The organism is Streptomyces sp. NPDC017520 (genome assembly GCF_044329855.1).
Taxonomy (GTDB): domain Bacteria; phylum Actinomycetota; class Actinomycetes; order Streptomycetales; family Streptomycetaceae; genus Streptomyces.
Genome location: NZ_JBIRKB010000006.1, coordinates 152,307 through 170,972, shown reverse-complemented (window position 1 = coordinate 170,972; position 18,666 = coordinate 152,307). Strand labels below are relative to the sequence as shown.

The 18,666-nt window shown below is 70.8% G+C and carries 13 protein-coding genes; 9 read left to right on the top strand and 4 right to left on the bottom strand.

Going from position 1 to position 18,666, the window contains the following annotated elements:
- Positions 1-48: 48 nt before the first annotated feature.
- On the bottom strand, positions 49-1,875 hold the full coding sequence (locus tag ACH4KB_RS16510) for an acyl-CoA dehydrogenase (protein WP_398066649.1): 1,827 nt from the start codon (positions 1,873-1,875) through the stop codon (positions 49-51).
- Positions 1,876-2,042: 167 nt separating this feature from the next.
- Between ACH4KB_RS16510 and ACH4KB_RS16505 the strand changes: the two genes are divergently transcribed.
- From ACH4KB_RS16505 to ACH4KB_RS16495, 3 genes are all read left to right on the top strand, one after another.
- The gene (locus ACH4KB_RS16505; protein WP_398066648.1) at positions 2,043-2,510 is read left to right on the top strand and encodes an SseB family protein; all 468 of its coding nucleotides are present in this window, start codon (positions 2,043-2,045) and stop codon (positions 2,508-2,510) included.
- Positions 2,511-2,723: 213 nt separating this feature from the next.
- Positions 2,724-3,680: a pirin family protein gene (locus ACH4KB_RS16500; RefSeq protein ID WP_398066647.1), complete on the top strand. Its 957-nt coding sequence runs from the start codon at positions 2,724-2,726 to the stop codon at positions 3,678-3,680.
- 91 nt (positions 3,681-3,771) lie between these two features.
- On the top strand, positions 3,772-4,983 hold the full coding sequence (locus tag ACH4KB_RS16495) for an AI-2E family transporter (RefSeq protein ID WP_398066646.1): 1,212 nt from the start codon (positions 3,772-3,774) through the stop codon (positions 4,981-4,983).
- Positions 4,984-5,152: 169 nt separating this feature from the next.
- Here the strand turns inward: ACH4KB_RS16495 and ACH4KB_RS16490 are convergent, their stop codons facing one another.
- Positions 5,153-7,282, bottom strand: coding sequence for a SpoIIE family protein phosphatase (locus tag ACH4KB_RS16490; RefSeq protein WP_398066645.1), 2,130 nt, complete (start codon positions 7,280-7,282; stop codon positions 5,153-5,155).
- A 167-nt stretch (positions 7,283-7,449) separates the two neighbouring features.
- On the opposite strand from ACH4KB_RS16490, the gene aspS reads away from it, so the two are divergent.
- On the top strand, positions 7,450-9,249 hold the full coding sequence (gene aspS / locus ACH4KB_RS16485; RefSeq protein WP_398066644.1) for an aspartate--tRNA ligase: 1,800 nt from the start codon (positions 7,450-7,452) through the stop codon (positions 9,247-9,249).
- 258 nt (positions 9,250-9,507) lie between these two features.
- Positions 9,508-10,299 carry a L,D-transpeptidase family protein gene (locus ACH4KB_RS16480; RefSeq protein ID WP_398066643.1) on the top strand — a complete coding sequence of 264 codons (792 nt, stop codon included), beginning with the start codon at positions 9,508-9,510 and terminating at the stop codon, positions 10,297-10,299.
- 221 nt (positions 10,300-10,520) lie between these two features.
- On the opposite strand, the gene metG is transcribed toward ACH4KB_RS16480, so the two are convergent.
- Complete coding sequence (gene metG / locus ACH4KB_RS16475; RefSeq protein WP_398066642.1) at positions 10,521-12,134, bottom strand: methionine--tRNA ligase; 1,614 nt, start codon at positions 12,132-12,134, stop codon at positions 10,521-10,523.
- 202 nt (positions 12,135-12,336) lie between these two features.
- Between metG and ACH4KB_RS16470 the strand changes: the two genes are divergently transcribed.
- Entirely contained in the window at positions 12,337-12,990 is a 654-nt protein-coding gene (locus ACH4KB_RS16470; RefSeq protein WP_398066886.1) for a response regulator transcription factor, read from the top strand.
- Positions 12,987-14,300 carry a sensor histidine kinase gene (locus tag ACH4KB_RS16465; protein WP_398066641.1) on the top strand — a complete coding sequence of 438 codons (1,314 nt, stop codon included), beginning with the start codon at positions 12,987-12,989 and terminating at the stop codon, positions 14,298-14,300. The genes ACH4KB_RS16470 and ACH4KB_RS16465 overlap by 4 nt, the downstream gene beginning before the upstream one ends.
- Here the strand turns inward: ACH4KB_RS16465 and ACH4KB_RS16460 are convergent.
- Positions 14,234-15,829 (bottom strand): VWA domain-containing protein, encoded by a 1,596-nt coding sequence (locus ACH4KB_RS16460; protein WP_398066640.1) that lies wholly within the window; start codon positions 15,827-15,829, stop codon positions 14,234-14,236. The two genes, ACH4KB_RS16465 and ACH4KB_RS16460, sit on opposite strands and share 67 nt — an antisense overlap.
- Positions 15,830-16,122: 293 nt before the next feature.
- Here ACH4KB_RS16460 and ACH4KB_RS16455 point away from each other — a divergent pair, with 293 nt between their 5' ends.
- Both ACH4KB_RS16455 and ACH4KB_RS16450 read left to right on the top strand, forming a co-directional pair.
- Positions 16,123-18,192, top strand: coding sequence for a PhoX family protein (locus ACH4KB_RS16455; RefSeq protein ID WP_398066639.1), 2,070 nt, complete (start codon positions 16,123-16,125; stop codon positions 18,190-18,192).
- A 64-nt stretch (positions 18,193-18,256) separates the two neighbouring features.
- A complete protein-coding gene (locus tag ACH4KB_RS16450) occupies positions 18,257-18,658 on the top strand; it encodes a S4 domain-containing protein (protein ID WP_018957216.1) in 402 nt (133 codons plus the stop codon).
- The last annotated feature ends 8 nt before the right edge of the window (positions 18,659-18,666 follow it).

Genomic DNA, 18,666 nt, shown 5'->3' with positions numbered 1-18,666 from the left:
AACGAATTCCGGATGGCGGCGCGTGTTGACGAAACAGCGAGCGATTCCCTAGAACGCGGCCTCGTCCAGCTCCATCAGCGAGTTGTCGATCGACTCGGCGAGCGCGCGCTCGGTGGAGACGCCCGGCAGGACGTTCGCCGCGAAGAACTTCGCGGCGGCGATCTTGCCCTGGTAGAAGGGGACGTCCTTGGCGGAGGCGGTCGGCAGCTTCTCGGCGGCCACGGCCGCGCCCTTGAGCAGCAGGTAGCCGACGACGACATCGCCGGAGGCCATCAGCAGGCGGGTCGTGTTGAGCCCGACCTTGTAGATGTTCTTGACGTCCTCGCCGGTCGCGGTGAGGTCGGTGATCATCGTGCCGACGATCGCCTCCAGGTCCACGGCGGCCTTGGCGAGCGAGTCCAGCGCCGGGGCCAGCTCCTCGTTGCCGTGGGCGCCCGCGAGGAACTTCTTGATCTCCTCGGAGAGCATGTTGAGGGAGGCGCCCTGGTCGCGGACGATCTTCCGGAAGAAGAAGTCCTGGCCCTGGATCGCCGTGGTGCCCTCGTAGAGGGTGTCGATCTTGGCGTCCCGGATGTACTGCTCGACCGGGTACTCCTGGAGGTAGCCGGAGCCGCCGAACGTCTGGAGCGACTGCGCGAGCTGCTCGTAGGACTTCTCGGAGCCGTAGCCCTTCACGATCGGCAGCAGCAGGTCGTTGAGGCCGTTGAGCGCCTTGGCGTCCTCGCCCGCGGCCTCCTGCTCCTGGATCGCGTCCTGGACGGAGGCGGTGTACAGCACGAGGGAGCGCATGCCCTCGGCGTACGCCTTCTGCGTCATGAGCGAGCGGCGCACGTCGGGGTGGTGCGTGATGGTGACCTTGGGCGCCGTCTTGTCCATGAAGTTCGCCAGGTCCGGACCCTGGACGCGCTCCTTGGCGTACTCCAGTGCGTTCAGGTAGCCGGCGGAGAGGGCGGCGATGGCCTTCGTGCCGACCATCATGCGGGCGAACTCGATGATGCGGAACATCTGGCGGATGCCGTCGTGCTTGTCGCCGATCAGCCACCCCTTGGCGGGGTGCTGGTCGCCGAAGGTCATCTCGCAGGTGTTGGAGGCCTTGAGGCCCATCTTGTGCTCGACGTTCGTCGCGTACACGCCGTTGCGCTCGCCCAGCTCGCCGGTGGTCCAGTCGAAGTGGAACTTCGGGACCATGAAGAGCGAGAGGCCCTTGGTGCCGGGTCCGGCGCCCTCGGGGCGGGCCAGCACGTAGTGGATGATGTTCTCGGACATGTCGTGCTCGCCCGAGGTGATGAAGCGCTTCACACCCTCGATGTGCCAGGAGCCGTCCTCCTGCCGCACGGCCTTCGTCCGGCCTGCGCCGACGTCGGAGCCGGCGTCCGGCTCGGTCAGCACCATCGTCGAGCCCCACTGCTTCTCGACGGCGATCTCCGCGATCTTCTTCTGCTCGTCGTTGCCCTCGTCGAAGAGGATGCCGGCGAACGCCGGGCCGGAGGAGTACATCCAGACGGCCGGGTTCGAGCCGAGCAGCAGCTCCGCGTACCCCCAGATCAGGGAGCGGGGCGAGGTGGTGCCGCCGATCTCCTCGGGGAGGCCAAGGCGCCAGTACTCGGAGTCCATGAAGGCCTGGTACGACTTCTTGAAGCTCGCCGGGACCGGAGCGGTCTTCGTCTCCGGGTCGAAGACCGGCGGGTTGCGGTCGGCGTCCGCGTAGGACTCGGCGAGCTCGTTCTCCGCGAGGCGCGCGACCTCGTCCAGGATGCTCTTCGCGGTGTCGACGTCCATCTCACCGAACGGACCGGTGCCATACACCTTGTCGCGCCCGAGGACCTCGAAGAGGTTGAACTCGATGTCGCGGAGATTCGACTTGTAGTGCCCCATGGGAAGGCTCCGTAATCAATAGCAGTGGCGCACAGCGCCCCGGGGAGTGATGCGGGTCGGGCGACAGGCAGGCGTAGGTCCATCAACTGACCTCTACGATGATGCTACCCGTCAGTAATAAGGTGCAACCCCTCTTGCCGTAGATGTGTCCGATTACTCTTTGCAGCATGTACGGCTACGACCAGAACCCTGGTGCTCAGCAGCAGATGGGTCAGATGGGCCAGATGGGTCAGATGGGCGGCGGCTACGGGGAGCAGCCGCTGTATCCCGAACCGTCGCCGCTCTCCCTGGCCGACGCGGTACGGGCCTTCACCACCGGCTCCCTCTCCGCCGAGGACTTCCAGCAGATCTTCGCCACGTCGAAGGTCTACTGCCCGCGCGGCGACAACCCTGGCTTCCTCGCGCTGCACAACACGCAGCAGCCGGTGATCCCGATGTTCACCACGCTGAAGGAGCTGCGGCTGTACGCGGGCAAGGAGTCCAAGTACTTCGTGATCACCGGGGCCGAGGTGATCGACCTGCTGCCGACGGGGTACGGCTTCGTCCTGGACATGGAGGGCGACCACCGGATGGTCTTCGACGCCAAGGCCGTCGAGCAGATGGTCGACTTCGCGATGCGCCGTATGTACGGGTAGGCGCCTACGCGGAGGGGTGGCCTTCCAGTGGGTCGCTGACCTGCGGTTCAGTTGTTCGGACGTGGGTCCGTGCCGAAAGTGGCGCGGGCCCTTTTCGCTGTCGGGGTCACGGGCGGGCCCACCGGCGTGGCCGCCCGGGAATGAAGGCCGCCTTGCAGGATGTTCATCATTCAACTAAATTGGTCGCAGAACACTCGCCCGGAGGTGGCTTCCATGCCCGCAGTGACCGTCGACAACCCGCTGACCCTGCCCAAGGTGACCGCTTCGGGTGACGCCGTGGCCCGTCCCGTGCTCACCGTCACGACCGCGCCGAGCGGATTCGAGGGCGAGGGCTTCCCCGTCCGCCGCGCGTTCGCGGGCATCAACTACCGGCACCTCGACCCCTTCATCATGATGGACCAGATGGGTGAGGTGGAGTACGCCGCCGGCGAGCCGAAGGGCACCCCCTGGCACCCGCACCGCGGCTTCGAGACGGTCACGTATCTCATCGACGGGTCCTTCATCCACCAGGACTCCAACGGTGGCGGCGGCACCATCGAGAACGGCGACACCCAGTGGATGACCGCCGGATCGGGCCTGCTGCACATCGAGGCCCCGCCGGAGTCGCTCGTCATGTCCGGCGGGCTCTTCCACGGCCTCCAGCTCTGGGTGAACCTGCCCAAGGCCGACAAGATGATGGCCCCGCGCTACCAGGACATCCGGGGCGGCGAGGTCCAGCTCCTCGCCTCCCCCGACGGCGGTGCGCTGCTCCGGGTCATCGCCGGTGAGCTCGACGGCCACGAGGGCCCCGGCATCACCCACACCCCGATCACGATGATCCACGCCACCGTCCGGCCCGGCGCCGAGGTGACCCTCCCGTGGCGCGAGGACTTCAACGGCCTCGCCTACGTCCTGGCCGGGCGCGGCACGGTCGGCGCGGAGCGCCGCCCCGTCGCGATGGGCCAGACCGCGGTGTTCGGAGCCGGCGGCTCGCTGACCGTCCGCGCGGACGAGCGGCAGGACGGCAACACCCCGGACCTGGAGGTTGTTCTCCTCGGCGGCCGTCCGATCCGGGAGCCGATGGCGCACTACGGACCGTTCGTGATGAACAGTCAGGCCGAGCTGCGGCAGGCCTTCGAGGACTTCCAGGCCGGCCGCCTGGGCACGGTCCCCGCGGTCCACGGCATGTGACCCCTCCCGCCGCCTCCGTCAGGTGACTCCCCGTCACCCGTACGGGGGCGGCGGACGGGCCGGCCGCCGTGCCCCGTGATCGGGTGGGAGGGTGCCCGCACCCCAGCCCCTCCTTCCCGAGAGCGCCCGCCGCGCGGCTGCCTGGTGCGGTGTCGTCCTGCTCGGCGTGGGCGTCGCCGCCGTCGCGATCTGGCTGGTCGTCGTCCTCAAGACCGCGGTCACCCCGGTGCTGCTCGCCCTGCTCGGCACCGCGCTGCTCGGTCCCGTCCACCGGTGGCTCATCGCCCGCAGGCTCAACCGGTCGCTGGCCGCCGGGCTGACCTGCGCGGCCCTCGTCGCGGTGGTCGGGGGCGCCGGGTACATCGTCGTCACCGCTCTCGTCGACTCCGGCGCCCAGATCGTCGACTCGCTGAAGGACGCCGGCCAGTGGGTCGTGGACCATCTGGACATCGCGGGGGCCACGGACGTCGACGACCTGGCCGACAACGCGAAGAACCTGGTCGAGAAGTTCGGGGCGAGCGCCGCGGGCGGTCTGCTCAGCGGGATCAGCCTGGTCGGTTCGCTGGTGGCGACCAGTGTGCTGGCCCTGCTGCTGACCTTCTTCTTCCTGCGCGATGCGGACCGCGCGGTCAATCTGGCCCACGCGGTGGCCCCGCGCGGCACCGGGGACCTGGTCGAGGCCATGGGGCGCCGGGCGTTCGAGGCCGTCGAGGGCTTCATGCGCGGCACCACGTTCATCGCCCTGATCGACGCCGTGTGCATCACGGTGGGCCTGCTGATCCTGGACGTGCCCGGGGCGGTGGGGCTCGGCGCGCTGGTGTTCGTCGGCGCGTACATCCCGTACCTCGGGGCGTTCCTCTCCGGCGCGGTGGCGGTGCTGGTGGCGCTGGCCGACCGGGGGCTCGTGATCGCCCTGTGGGCCCTGGGGGTGGTCCTCGCGGTCCAGGTGCTGGAGGGCCATGTGCTCCAGCCGATGATCCAGAGCCGTACGGTCCAGATGCACCCCGCCATGATCATGATCGCGCTGACGGCGGGCGCGAGCGTCGCGGGCCTGCTCGGCATGCTGCTGGCCGTGCCGCTGTGCGCGGCGGCCTTCGGTGTCCTGGGCGAGCTGCGAAACGGCCTCGGGCCGTCTCCGGGGCCGCCCGACGGCGGCCCCGGCCCGTCCGGCGGTGATCCCGGCCCGTCCGGCGGTGGTCCCGGCGCTGCGGGCAGCCACCCCGGCCCGTCCGGCGGTGATTTCGGCCCGCCCGGCGGTGGTCCCGGCGCTGCGGGCAGCCACTCCAGCCCGTCCGGCGTTTGAGGACGGAACCGTTACGGGGGTGGGCCCGCGCACTCCGGAAGCCAGGGCCGCAGGGGCCGGGGGAGCGCCAGGGCAGGGAGGCCCGGTTCCGGGGAACGGGCCGCGGGGGCCGGGGAACGGGCCGCGGGGGCCCGGGAACACCAAGGCCGCGGCGGCCTGTGGGCACGGCTCAGGAGGCCGAGGCCTCCACCAGCTCCTCCGGCTCGTCCGACTCGTACAGCTCGAACCAGGTCGACTTCCCCTCCCCGCGCGGATCCACCCCCCACGCGTCCGCCAGCATCTCCATCAGCACCAGCCCCCGCCCGCTGGACGCCATCTCGCCCGGCCGCCTCTTGTGCGGCAGTTCGTCGCTCGCGTCGGCGACCTCGACGCGCAGCCGCCGCTGCCCCTGCTCGCCGGAGATCTCCGCCACCATCAGCGCGTCCCCGTCGGTGTGGACGAGCACGTTGGTGGCCATCTCGGAGACCATCAGGACCGCCGAGTCGACCTGCTCGGCATCGCTCCAGTCGTGGAGCAGTTCGCGCACGAGCTGCCGGCCGACCGAGATCCGCTCGGGCTCGGCCTGCGCGATGGTCATGACGCTGCGGCGCGGCGGCGTCGCCCGGGCGGAGATGCTCTCGCGCCGCAGCACCAGGACCGCGATGTCGTCCTCCCGCCGGTCCGCGAGCGGCCCCGTCGTGTAGTGCGAGGTCGGCCCGTGCACGGCCTGGACCAGGGCGTCGGCCAGCTGTTCCAGGTCCTCGGCGGGCGCTTCCAGGACCGGGCGCAGCCGGTCCCAGCCGGTGGCCATGTCGTGCCCGCCGGTCTCGATGAGACCGTCCGTGCAGAGCATGATCGTCTCGCCGGGCTCCAGGACCACCCGGGTGGTGGGGTAGTCGGAGTCCGTCTCGATCCCGAGCGGCAGGCCGCCGGCCGTCTGCCGGATCACCGCGGTCCCGTCGGCGCTGATCACCACCGGGTCGGGGTGGCCCGCGCGGGCGATGTCCAGGGTCCCGGCCTCCGGGTCCACCTCCGCGTACAGGCAGGTCGCGAAGCGCGGCGTCGGGGGCTCCTCCTCGCCCTCGACGCTCTCGTACGCGTCGGTGAGTCCGGACAGGAAGCGCGAGGCCCGGGCGAGCACGGCGTCCGGGCGGTGCCCCTCGGAGGCGTAGGCGCGCAAAGCGATGCGGAGCTGGCCCATCAGCCCGGCGGCCCGCACGTCATGGCCCTGGACGTCGCCGATGACCAGGGCGATGCGGCCGTTGGGCAGCGGGATCATGTCGTACCAGTCGCCACCCACCTGGAGCCCGCCGCCGGTCGGCACGTACCGCGCGGCCACCGTCATGCCGGGGATCTCCGGGCCCAGGGTCGGCATCATCGAGCGCTGGAGCCCGAGTGACAGCTCGCGTTCCGTCTCCGCCACCCCGGCGCGGGCCAGGGCCTGGGCGAGCATGCGGGCAACCGTCGAGAGCACCGCGCGCTCGTCCGGCGTGAACGCCACCGGATGCCGGAACCCCGCCATCCAGGCGCCCATCGTGCGGCCGGAGGAGACCAGGGGCAGAAAGGCCCAGGACTGCCGCCCGAAGCGCCGGGCGAGCGGCCAGGTGGCCGGGTAGCGGCGGCGGTACTCCTCGGGGGAGGGGAGATAGATCGCCCGGCCCGTGCGGACGACCTCGGCGGCCGGGTAGTCCGTGTCCAGCGGCATGTCGGTGAAGGGCTCCTCGTCCCCCGTGCTGTGCCCGTGGTGCCCGATGATCATCAGCCGCTCCCCGGCGGAGCCGAAGACCGCGAGGCCGTCCGGGGTGAAACCGGGCATGGAGAGCGAACCGGCGACCCGCAGTACCTCCGCGGTGGAGCGGGCCTCGGCCAGCGCCCGCCCGGCGTCCAGCAGGAACGCCTCCCGGGACCGGCGCCAGTCCCCGGTGATCGGCGTGTGGGCGGCGTCGGTGGAGCCGGGCTGCGGCTCGGCTACCTCCTGGAGCGTGCCGAAGAGGACGTAGCTGTCGGCGTCCAGGTCCGGCGGGACGACCGGCTTGGAGCGGCTGCGCACGGTACGGAGCACCTGGCCGCGCTCGTCCACGATGCGCAGCCGCGCCTCCGCGAGCGTGCCCTCGGCGACCGCCAGGTTCACCACCGCGTAGATCTCGTTCCAGTCGACCGGGTGGAAGCAGGAGCGCACCGTGGACTCCCGGTAGCTGCCTGGCTCGGCGGGCAGCCCGAGCAGCCGGGCCGCCTCCGCGTCGAGCGTGACCGTGCCGGCTGCGTTGTCCCAGCGCCACAGGCCCGTCGCGATCGCGGCCAGGACTTCCTCGGTGCGCATTGCCCCACTTTAGGAAGATGTGCTCGGCGGACGCCACCGAGGGGCCGCCACCTGCCCCGGGGGCCGGCGAGTACGGCGGCGTAAAGGGAAATGAACCGTCCCGGTCCCGGGCGGTAGCCTGGGGAGGCTCCAATCCACCCCCAACCGCGAAGACTGGATGAACGACGATGCATCGGTACAGGTCCCACACCTGCGGCGAGCTCCGCGCCTCTGACGTCGGCACCGACGTCCGGCTGAGCGGCTGGCTGCACAATCGCCGAGACCTGGGTGGCATCCTCTTCATCGATCTGCGTGACCACTACGGTCTGGTGCAGCTCGTCGCCCGCCCCGGCACCCCCGGCAACGAGGCCCTGGCGAAGCTCACCAAGGAGACCGTCGTCCGGATCGACGGCAAGGTCTCCGCGCGCGGAGCCGACAACGTCAACCCGGAGCTGCCGACCGGCGAGATCGAGATCGAGGTCACCGAGGTCGAGGTGCTCGGCGAAGCCGGCCCGCTGCCCTTCACGATCAACACCGAGGACGGCGTCAACGAGGAGCGGCGCCTTGAGTACCGCTTCCTCGACCTGCGCCGCGAGCGCATGCACCGCAACATCATGCTGCGCTCGGCCGTGATCGCCTCGATCCGCTCCAAGATGGTGGCCCTCGGCTTCAACGAGATGGCGACCCCGATCCTCACCGCGACCTCCCCCGAGGGCGCCCGTGACTTCGTCGTTCCGTCCCGGCTGAACCCCGGCAAGTTCTACGCGCTGCCGCAGGCCCCGCAGCAGTTCAAGCAGCTGCTGATGATCTCGGGCTTCGACCGCTACTTCCAGATCGCGCCCTGCTTCCGCGACGAGGACGCCCGCGCGGACCGCTCCCCGGGCGAGTTCTACCAGCTCGACGTCGAGATGTCCTTCGTCGAGCAGGAGGACGTCTTCCAGCCGATCGAGAAGCTGATGACCGAGCTCTTCACCGAGTTCGGCAACGGCCGCGAGGTCACCTCGCCGTTCCCGCGCATCCCGTTCCGCGAGTCGATGCTGAAGTACGGCAACGACAAGCCGGACCTGCGCGCCAAGCTGGAGCTCGTCGACATCTCGGACGTCTTCGCCGACTCCGGGTTCAAGGCGTTCGCCGGCAAGCACGTCCGCGCGCTGCCGGTCCCGGACACCGCGGGTCAGTCCCGGAAGTTCTTCGACGGCCTCGGTGAGTACGCCGTCGAGCACGGCGCCAAGGGCCTCGCCTGGGTGCGCGTGGGCGAGGACGGGGCGCTGGCCGGACCGATCGCCAAGTTCCTCACCGAGACCGACGTCAAGACGCTCACCGAGCGCCTCTCGCTGGTCCCGGGCCACGCCGTCTTCTTCGGCGCGGGTGAGTTCGACGAGGTCTCCAAGATCATGTCGGCGGTCCGGGTCGAGGCCGCCAAGCGCGCCGGCCACTTCGAGGAGGGCGTCTTCCGGTTCTGCTGGATCGTCGACTTCCCGATGTACGAGAAGGACGAGGAGACCGGGAAGATCGACTTCTCGCACAACCCCTTCTCGATGCCCCAGGGCGGCCTCGCCGACCTGGAGGAGAAGGACCCGTTGGACATCCTCGCCTGGCAGTACGACATCGTCTGCAACGGCATCGAACTGTCCTCCGGCGCGATCCGTAACCACGAGCCCGAGCTGATGCTCAAGGCCTTCGAGATCGCCGGCTACGACCGCGAGACCGTCGAGCACGAGTTCGCGGGCATGCTCCGCGCGTTCCGTCTCGGCGCCCCGCCGCACGGTGGCATCGCCCCGGGCGTCGACCGCATCGTGATGCTCCTCGCCGACGAGCCCAACATCCGCGAGACGATCGCCTTCCCGCTCAACGGCAACGCCCAGGACCTGATGATGGGCGCACCGACCGAGCTGGACGAGAGCCGCCTGCGCGAGCTGAACATCCAGCTGCGCAAGCCGGTCGCGGCGAAGGGCGCGAGCGCGTCGGAGAAGCCCACGGAGAAGTAGCCCGCACGGTCCGCTCCACGGATGTTTCACGTGAAACAGCCCCCGATCACCTGATCGGGGGCTGTTTCGTTGCAAGCGGCTGAGTGCCGGTGACAGCAGGGCCGGGGGGTGTCCGGCGGATAGGGCGACGCGGTACAGCCGGATGGCCCCGGTTCGGGTTCGGTCGGGCCGGGCGCGGCAAAGACTGGCACCGAGACACCCCTCTCCCACCCCCTTGCCGCGTCGCGCCGTCCGCCGCCACCCGAGGAGTCCGCCACCGTGTCCGTCCCGCGCCGCCCGCCCGCCCTGCTCGCCGCACCGCTCCTCGTCCTGGCCCTGCTGCTCGCCGGCTGCGCCTCCGACGCCCCTCCCGCGAAGGCTCCCGTAGGAGCTCCGGGGCAGGGTGCCGCAGGTCCGGAGTCCGATGCCGCCTCCGTACGCCGGGCCTCGCCCAGCCCGGAGCCCACGCCGAGCCCCGCCGAGATCCCCGGTCTGGGACCGGAGACCCTGGCCCAGGTCCCCGCCGAGGCACGGCAGGTGTTCGTCGTGACCGGCGAGGAGGCCGACTCCCACCAGGCCGGCGCGGTCCTGTACAGCCGAGAGGGCCCGGCGAAGAGCTGGCAGCCGGTCCTGGGCCCCTGGCCGGCGCACAACGGTATGGAGGGCTGGACGGACCACCATGTGGCGGGCGACCTGAGGTCCCCCACGGGCGTCTGGGCACTCACCGACGCGGGCGGGCGGCTCCCCGACCCGGGAGCGCTGCTGCCGTATGACGAGCACCCCCGGTTCGCGCTGGACGGCGAGGGCTTCTTCGGAGAGCCGCTGGAGGGCTCCTTCGACTACGTCGTCGCGATCAACTACAACCGCACGGCGGGCGTCAGCCCCCTGGACCGCACCCGCCCGCTCGGCCTCGAACGGGGCGGCGGCATCTGGATCCACGTCGACCACGGCGGCCCCACCCAGGGCTGTGTCTCCATCCCGGAGGAACACATGGAGGAACTCCTGCGCACCCTGGACCCGGCCATGAACCCGGTGATCGTGATGGGGGACGCGGCGACGCTGAGGCGGTGAGGCGCTGATCGGACGTGCGGGCAGGGCCCCTTGCCCGCACGTCGAAGACGTTCCCGGTGCGAGTGACCGGGGGCGCGGTACAGGAGGTCGCTGTGAGCGTGGGCGCGGGATCGAGCTGGACACCGAGCCGCTCAAGAACTGGACGCGCTGACCCGAAGCCGGAACGCGAGGAGCCCGGGACCGCTGTTCACGGTCCCGGGCTCATCATGCGTACGAACGCGCTACGCCGGCTTCTCCTCCAGGCGCGGGAACAGCACCGCGCCCTTCGTCACCGTCGCGCCTACGGGCAGTACGCCCCAGGCGCCCGCGTCCTGGACCCTCTGGTCGGCCAGCGCTCCCAGGGACTCCTCGGCGCCCAGGGACTCCCACAGCCTCTGCGAGGTCTCCGGCATCACCGGGTTGAGCAGGACCGCGACCCCGCGCAGGGACTCGGCGGCCGTGTACAGAATGGTCGCCAGGCGGGCCTGGCCCTCCGGGCTGGTGTCCTTGGCCACCTTCCACGGCTCCTGCTCCGTGATGTAGCCGTTGACCTGCTTCACGAAGTCGAAGACCGCCAGGATGCCGGACTGGAAGTCCAGCTCCTCACCGATCTTCCGGTCGGCGGTCGCCACGGCCTTCGCCAGGCCCTCCCGCACGGCCCGCTCGGCGTCACCGGCGGCCGTCGCCTCCGGCAGCGCACCGCCGAAGTACTTGCCGACCATCGCCGCGACCCGCGAGGCGAGGTTGCCGTAGTCGTTGGCCAGCTCGGAGGTGTAGCGGGCGGTGAAGTCCTCCCACGAGAACGACCCGTCGCTGCCGTACGCGATGGCCCGAAGGAAGTACCAGCGGTACGCGTCCACGCCGAAGTGCGAGGTCAGGTCCTGCGGCTTGATGCCGGTCAGGTTGGACTTGGACATCTTCTCGCCGCCGACCATCAGCCAGCCGTTGGCGACGACCTTGCCGGGCAGCGGCAGACCCTGCGCCATCAGCATCGCGGGCCAGATCACCGAGTGGAAGCGGAGGATGTCCTTGCCGATCAGGTGCACGTTCGCCGGGAACGTACCGTCGAACTTCTCCTGGTTCGCGCCGTAGCCCACGGCGGTCGCGTAGTTGAGCAGCGCGTCGACCCACACATAGATGACGTGCTTGTCGTCCCACGGCACCGGGACGCCCCAGTCGAACGTCGAGCGTGAGATCGACAGGTCCTGGAGCCCCTGCTCGACGAAGTTCACGACCTCGTTGCGCGCCGACTCGGGCTGGATGAAGCCGGGGTTCGCCGCGTAGAACTCCAGCAGCTTCGGGCCGTACTCGCTCAGCTTGAAGAAGTAGTTCTCCTCCTTGAGGAGCTCCACCGGCTTCTTGTGGATCGGGCAGAGCTTCTGCCCGGCGAACTCGCCCTCGCCGTCGATCAGATCGCCTGGGAGCTTGTACTCCTCGCAACCCACGCAGTACGGGCCCTCGTACCCGCCCTTGTAGATCTCGCCCTTGTCGTACAGGTCCTGCACGAACTCCTGCACACGGTCGGTGTGCCGCTTCTCCGTCGTCCGGATGAAGTCGTCGTGTCCGATGTTCAGATGCTCCCAGAGGGGCTTCCAGGCCTCCTCGACGAGCTTGTCGCACCAGGCTTGCGGCGTGACGTTGTTCGCCTCGGCCGTGCGCATGATCTTCTGACCGTGCTCGTCCGTGCCGGTGAGGTACCACACCTTCTCGCCGCGCTGGCGATGCCAGCGCGTGAGCACGTCGCCTGCGACGGTCGTGTAGGCGTGGCCCAGGTGAGGAGCGTCGTTGACGTAGTAGATGGGGGTCGAGACGTAGTACGCCTTCGCCCCCTGCTTCTCGGATCCAGTGGCCGCCATGGTCGAAATCCTAACGGCCAGATCAGGATCCACTCACATCGATAAACGGGGGCCCCGTGCGGGCGGAGCGACGGCCTCCGGTGGAGAGCCCGGCGTATTCGGTGGAGAGCTTTGCGAAACATCCGTTCCCGTAATGGTTCCCGTAGGAAAGTCGCATCCTGGGAGGGAGCGGACAAGCGTGCACGAGGCAGGGGACATCACCATGCGGGTACTGGTAGCCGAGGACGAGGAGACCCTCGCGGAGCTGGTCGCCACCGGACTGCGCCGGGCCGGCTTCGCGGTCGACACGGTGTACAGCGGGGACGCGGCCCTCGCCTACCTCGGCCTGCACGACTACGACGTCGTCGTGCTCGACCGCGACCTCCCCCGGGTGCACGGCGACGACGTGGCCCGCCGGCTGGTCGCCTCCGGCTCCCGCACCCGGATCCTGATGCTCACCGCCTCCGGCACCATGGAGGACCGGGTCGCCGGGCTCGATCTGGGGGCCGACGACTACGTGGCCAAGCCGTTCGAGTTCCCCGAGCTGGTCTCCCGGGTGCGCGCCCTGCGCCGCCGCAGCGCCAGACCCGTACCGCCCCAGCTGGAGCGCCACGGCATCCGGCTCGACACCGTACGGCGCTCCGCGCTCCGCGACGACCGGGACCTGGACCTCTCGCCGAAGGAGTTCACCGTGCTGCAACTGCTCCTGGAGGCCGACGGCGGCACGGTCAGCGCGGAAGAGCTGCTGGAGCGCGCCTGGGACGCCAACGCCGACCCGTTCACGGGCGCCGTGCGCGTCTGTATGAGCAAGCTCCGCGCCAAGCTCGGCGAGCCCGCGCTGATCCGCACCGTGCAGGGCGTCGGGTACGCCCTGTGAAGCGGCCGTCCCTGCGGCGGCTGGTGGACGCCTCGAAGCTCCCGCACTCGACGATCCGGACCCGGATCGCCCTCGTGTACGGCGGTGTCTTCCTGGTGCTCGGCACCGCCCTGCTGGCCACCGTCAACCTCGCCTCCCGCGCCGGCACGGAGACCGAGGCCCGCTCCATCGCCTCGTCCGCCGCCGTCGCCCAGCCCGGCTACGCGGTGAACGGTCCGCTGATCTCCCGTCGGCACCTGGGGCCGCCCACCGTCTACGACCTCACCGACAACGTCAGCAACGCGGCGGGGCAACAGCTCCTGTACTGGTCGATCGCCGCCCTGCTCGTGATGACGGGCTGCGCGGTCGCGGTGGGCTGGTGGACCGCCGGGCGGGTGCTGCGACCCGTCCACGACATGACCGAGAAGGCCCGCCGCCTCTCCGCGCACACCCTGCACGAGCGCATGGCGCCCACCGGGCCCGACGACGAGCTCAAGGAACTGGGCGAGACGCTGGACGCCCTGCTGGCCCGGCTGGAGAAGGCGTTCGACAGCCAGCAGAGATTCATCGCGAACGCCTCGCACGAGCTGCGGACCCCGCTGGCCACCCAGCGCGCCGCGATCCAGATCGGTTTGGACGACCCGTCCCCCGAGGACCTCGTACGCACCCGGCAGACCCTGCTGGACACCAACCGGCGCAGTGAGCGGCTCATCGAAGGGCTGCTCGTGCTGGCCCGCAGCGAACGGGGACTGGCCGCGGACGAGCGCGAGGCGGTCCGTCTCGACCACGTGGTCAGGGAGGAGGCGGCCCGCCGTCCGGCGGTACGGGGCGCGAGCGGAGGACCGGAGAGCCGGGGAGCGGGGGGCGGTGGTCCGGAGGGCCGGGGGCCGGGCGGCGGGCCGGACGTGCACGTCGTGGTGGCCGCCTGCTCCGTGCGCGGCAACCGGCTGCTGCTCGCCCAGCTGGTGGCGAACCTGCTGGCCAACGCGGTCACGTACAACGTGCCGGGCGGCTCGGTGGAGGTCTCGCTGACCGGGGAGGGGACCCTGCTGGTGCGCAACACCGGGCCGGAGGTCTCGGAGGCCGATATCGCGGTGTTCTTCGAGCCGTTCCGGCGGGGCGAGGGCCGGGACCGGATGGGCCCGGGGTCGGGCCTCGGTCTCTCCATCGTCCGGTCGATCGCGGTGGCCCACGGCGGTACGGTCACGGCGATACCGGGCCCGGAGGGCGGCGGTCTCGCCGTGACCGTACGGCTGCCGGTCGATCAGGCGTCGGAGTCGCCCGCGCGCGCGGCGGTCCAGGCCGGCAGCCCGGCGAGGATCTCGCGGTAGAGCTCGGCGTCCGCGACCTCGCGGGGCGCGGGGCCCGCGTGGAAGAAGCCGGTGTTCGGGGCGTCGAGCTTCCGCAGGAAGTCGAAGCCCTTCGCGTCCTGCTCGCCGAAGGCGACGAACTGGAAGAACAGCGGCAGCCGCGCCGCCTCCGTGAGGGCCTGCCGGGCGGCCTGCTTGGCGTCCGGCGGGCCGTCCGTCTGGAAGATCACGAGAGCCGGACCGGTGGCCTCGGTCTTCTCGTAGTGCGCGACGATCTCCTCGACCGCACGGTGGTAGTGCGTCCGGCCCAGGCGGCCGAGGCCCGCGTGCAGCTCGTCGACGCGGCCCTCGTGGCCGGAGAGCTCGATGTCACCGGTGCCGTCGATGTCCGTCGAGAAGAAGACGACCGGAACGGTGGCGCCCTCGTCCAGGTGCGCGGCGAGCGCGAGCGTCCGGTCGCCCAGATGCTGGGCGCTGCCGTCCTTGTAGAACGGCCGCATCGAGCCGGAGCGGTCGAGCACCAGGTAGACGCGGGCGCGGAGCCCGGTCAGCCCGTGCGCCTTGAGCGCCGCCTGCGCCGCCTTGTACGGGGCGACGAGCTGCGGAGCACGCGACTTGACCCGCGCGAGCGTGGTGGCGGGCTTGCCGGGGGCGCCTTCCGGGGCGGTGGCGACGACCGGCTCCGGGGTGCCGACGACGGGCTCGGATGCGGTGGCGGCGGGCTCCGGTGCCGCAGGGGCCGCCGGGGTCTCTGCGACGGCCGGGGTCTCCGCGGTCTCCGCGGTCTCCGGAGCCTCTGTGGCTGCCGGTGCCACTGGGGTCTTGGGGGCTTGGGGGGTCTCGGGTGCCTCGGGGGCGGCCTGAGGTGCCTCGGGGGCGGTCTCAGGGGCCTTTGCCTCCGCTGCTTCGGGGGAGGCTTCCGCTTCTGCTGCCGGTTCCGCCTCCACCTCTGCCTCTGTCTCCGCTGCCGCTTCCGACTTGGCCTGCGGTTCCGGTGCGGGCTCCGGGGTTTCGTCGAGGTCGATCGTGATCGGCTCCGGCGTCGACTCGGGCTCCTCGGTGGCCTTGACCGGAGCCTCGGCGGTCACCGGCTCCTCGGGCTCCACAGCTTCCTCGGCGGTCACCGGCGCCTCGGGCTTCTCCGCCTTCTCCGCCTTCTCCGTCTTCGGAGTGTCTTCCGGGGCCGACTTCTGCGCGGGGACGGTCGGCGACGCCGGCGCGGCGGCCGCCTTGTCGAAGGCCTCCGCCACCAGGTCGGCGGCGAGCGAGCCGTCACGCTCCGTGGAGTCGGGCGCGGGGGAGGCCGTGGACGCGGTGGACGTGCTGGACGGCGTCTCCGTGGAGGAGACGGAGGACGAGGTGGGGGACGCGGGCGAGGCCGGGGCCGGGATCGACGCCTTCGGCTCCGCCGCGGGCTCGGCCGCCGAAGTGGTCTCCGGCTCCGTCTCCTTGGGCTGAACGCGCTCGGCCTGGGGCGGGACGGTGGCCGTGGTCGGCTCGTCCTGCTCCGTGCGGCCGAACACCTTACGCAGCAAGCTCCGAATGCCCATGGGCGAGGCCTTTCGCATGAGTTGGGTGCGGTGAATGTCCGACCTGGGTGAATTCATCCCTGGCCAGGACGGATACGTAAGGTTAGCGGCCGGATCCGGCCGTTCGCCGGTGCGGCCCGCCCCTGCGTCAACCGAGCCGAAACCGTTCCCGGACCGAGTCCACGACGGTGTTCTTCACCGGCTCCCAAGAGAACAGCGGTGGCCCGGACTTCACCCCCCGTTCACCGAGAGTCCCTCGGACCGCGTGGAGGCACACATACCGTCACGCACGACACCAGACGGAGGGAATCCACGTGCGCAATCTGCTGCCGTTCATCAGCTCGCATCCCGGTGGGCGTTCCGCGCTGACCTGCCGCTTCCGCTGCGGGGACGCCTGCTTCAAGGAGACGCCCAACAACAGCGACAACGAGTACGCCGGCGACATCATCGCCGGTGCCGTGTCGCGCCGCTCGATGATGCGCGCCGCCGCCGTGGTCACCGTCGCCACCGCCGCCGGCACCGCCGCCCTGACCGGCCCGAGCGCCCCGCAGGCCGAGGCCGCCGTGCTCGCCGGACACGGTCACAAACCGGGTCACCCCCACAAACCCGCCCCGTCCGGTGCGCGTGGCCTGCGGTTCTCGCCGGTCGCGCCCAACAAGGACGACAAGGTCACCATCCCCGACGGGTACGCCCAGAACGTCGTGATCCGCTGGGGCGAGCCGATCCTGCGCGGCGCGCCCGCCTTCAACCCGGACAAGCAGACGGCGAAGGCCCAGGCCGGCCAGTTCGGCTACAACAACGACTTCCTCTCCCTGCTCCCGCTGCGCGGCGAGCGCGGTCGGCAGGTCATGGTCGCGAACCATGAGTACACGGACGAGATCCTCATGTTCCGCGGTTACGATCCGGCCAACCCGACCCGCGAGCAGGTGGAGATTGCCTGGGCGGCGCACGGACTCTCCGTGGTCGTCGTCCAGGAGGAGCACCGCACCGGCAGGCTGGGGCCGGTCAACCGGCACCCGTTGAACCGCCGTTTGACCGCGACCAGCGAGTTCCGCATGACGGGCCCGGCCGCGGGCAGCACCCTGCTGCGCACCTCCGCTGACCGGTCCGGCCGCAAGGTGCTCGGGACCCTCAACAACTGCGCGGGCGGCACCACTCCGTGGGGCACCACGCTGCACGGCGAGGAGAACTTCAACCAGTACTTCGCCAACGGCAACACCGACATGCACAAGCGGTACGGGATCGGCACGGGCGCCACCGAGCGCAAGTGGGAGCGGTTCGACCGGCGGTTCGACCTGGCGAAGGAGCCCAACGAGGCCAACCGCTTCGGCTGGGTCGTCGAACTCGACCCGTACGACCCGGACTCCACCCCGCGCAAGCGGACCGCGCTGGGCCGGTTCAAGCACGAGGCGGCGGAGCCCCGGCTCACCTCCGACGGCCGTCCGGTCGTCTACATGGGCGACGACGAGAAGTTCGACTACCTCTACAAGTTCGTCTCCAGCAAGCGGATGAAGAAGGGCAACTCGCGGGCGGCCCGCGAGCACAACCTGACGCTGCTGGACGAGGGCACCCTGTACGTCGCCAAGCTGAGCGGCGACTCGCCGGTGACCGAGATCGACGGCACCGGAAAGCTTCCCAACGACGGGGAGTTCGACGGCAGCGGCGTCTGGATCCCGCTGGCCACCGGCACCACGTCGCATGTGCCCGGCATGACCGCCGACGAGGTGTACGTCTACACGCGCCTCGCCGGTGACAAGGTCGGCGCGACCAAGATGGACCGCCCCGAGGACGTCGAGCCCTCGCCGCGCACCGGCCGGGTGTACGTGGCGCTCACCAACAACACGGACCGCGGCAAGGCGGGCAAGGCCGGTGCGGACGAGGCCAACCCGCGCAACAACAACAAGCACGGGCAGATCCTGGAACTCGCGGAGAACTGGGACGACCCGGCGGGCGACGGATTCGCCTGGCGGCTGTTCCTCGTGGCGGGTGACCCGGACGACCCGTCGACGTACTTCGCCGGCTTCCCCAAGGAGAACGTCAGCCCCATCTCCTGCCCGGACAACGTGGCGTTCGACGACCACGGCAACCTGTGGATCTCCACGGACGGCAACAAGCTGGACTCGCACGACGGCCTGTTCGGTGTGGCGACCCAGGGTGACCGGCGTGGCGAGCTGAAGCAGTTCCTGACCGTCCCGGCCGGGGCCGAGACCTGCGGTCCGGTCATCCAGGACCGCCGGGTCCTGGTCGCGGTCCAGCACCCGGGCGAGATCGACGGGGCTTCCGTCGAGAAGCCGGCGAGCGTCTGGCCCGACGGCCCGGGCAAGATCGTCCGCCCCTCGGTCGTCGCCGTCTGGCGCAGGGACGGGCGCGACATCGGCGTGTGAGGTCCGGTGGGTGGGCGGCATTATTGCCGCCCACCCACCACCGGTCCGCATTACAGTCGGACCCATGGTTTCCGGTGACGCGCCGCAGGCGGAGGGAAGCGTCCGGGTCGACGTGTGGATCTGGTCGGTCCGGCTGACGAAGACCCGTGCCCAGGCGGCCGCCGCCTGCCGGGCGGGACATGTGAAGGTCGGCGGCGAGCGGGCCAAGCCCGCCCAGGCCGTACGCGTCGGCGACGAGGTGCGGCTCCGGCACGCGGGGCGGGACCGGGTGGTCGTCGTCTCGAAGATCGTGAAGAAGCGGGTCGGCCCGCCGGTGGCCGTGGAGTGCTTCGTCGACAACAGCCCGCCCCCGCCGCCCCGCGAGATCGCGATCCAGGTCCCCGTACGGGACCGGGGCACGGGCCGTCCGACCAAGCGCGACCGCCGGGAGATGGAACGCCTTCAGGGACAACCGCCGGAGCGCTGAGGCCGCCA

Coding starts and splice junctions, on each gene's coding strand:
- ACH4KB_RS16460 (WP_398066640.1), bottom strand. CDS start 15,829: ATGGGCATTCGGAGCTTGCTGCGTAAGGTGTTCGGCCGCACGGAGCAG.
- ACH4KB_RS16490 (WP_398066645.1), bottom strand. CDS start 7,282: ATGCGCACCGAGGAAGTCCTGGCCGCGATCGCGACGGGCCTGTGGCGC.
- ACH4KB_RS16450 (WP_018957216.1), top strand. CDS start 18,257: ATGGTTTCCGGTGACGCGCCGCAGGCGGAGGGAAGCGTCCGGGTCGAC.
- ACH4KB_RS16500 (WP_398066647.1), top strand. CDS start 2,724: ATGCCCGCAGTGACCGTCGACAACCCGCTGACCCTGCCCAAGGTGACC.
- ACH4KB_RS16510 (WP_398066649.1), bottom strand. CDS start 1,875: ATGGGGCACTACAAGTCGAATCTCCGCGACATCGAGTTCAACCTCTTC.
- metG (WP_398066642.1), bottom strand. CDS start 12,134: ATGGCGGCCACTGGATCCGAGAAGCAGGGGGCGAAGGCGTACTACGTC.
- ACH4KB_RS16470 (WP_398066886.1), top strand. CDS start 12,337: ATGCGGGTACTGGTAGCCGAGGACGAGGAGACCCTCGCGGAGCTGGTC.
- aspS (WP_398066644.1), top strand. CDS start 7,450: ATGCATCGGTACAGGTCCCACACCTGCGGCGAGCTCCGCGCCTCTGAC.
- ACH4KB_RS16505 (WP_398066648.1), top strand. CDS start 2,043: ATGTACGGCTACGACCAGAACCCTGGTGCTCAGCAGCAGATGGGTCAG.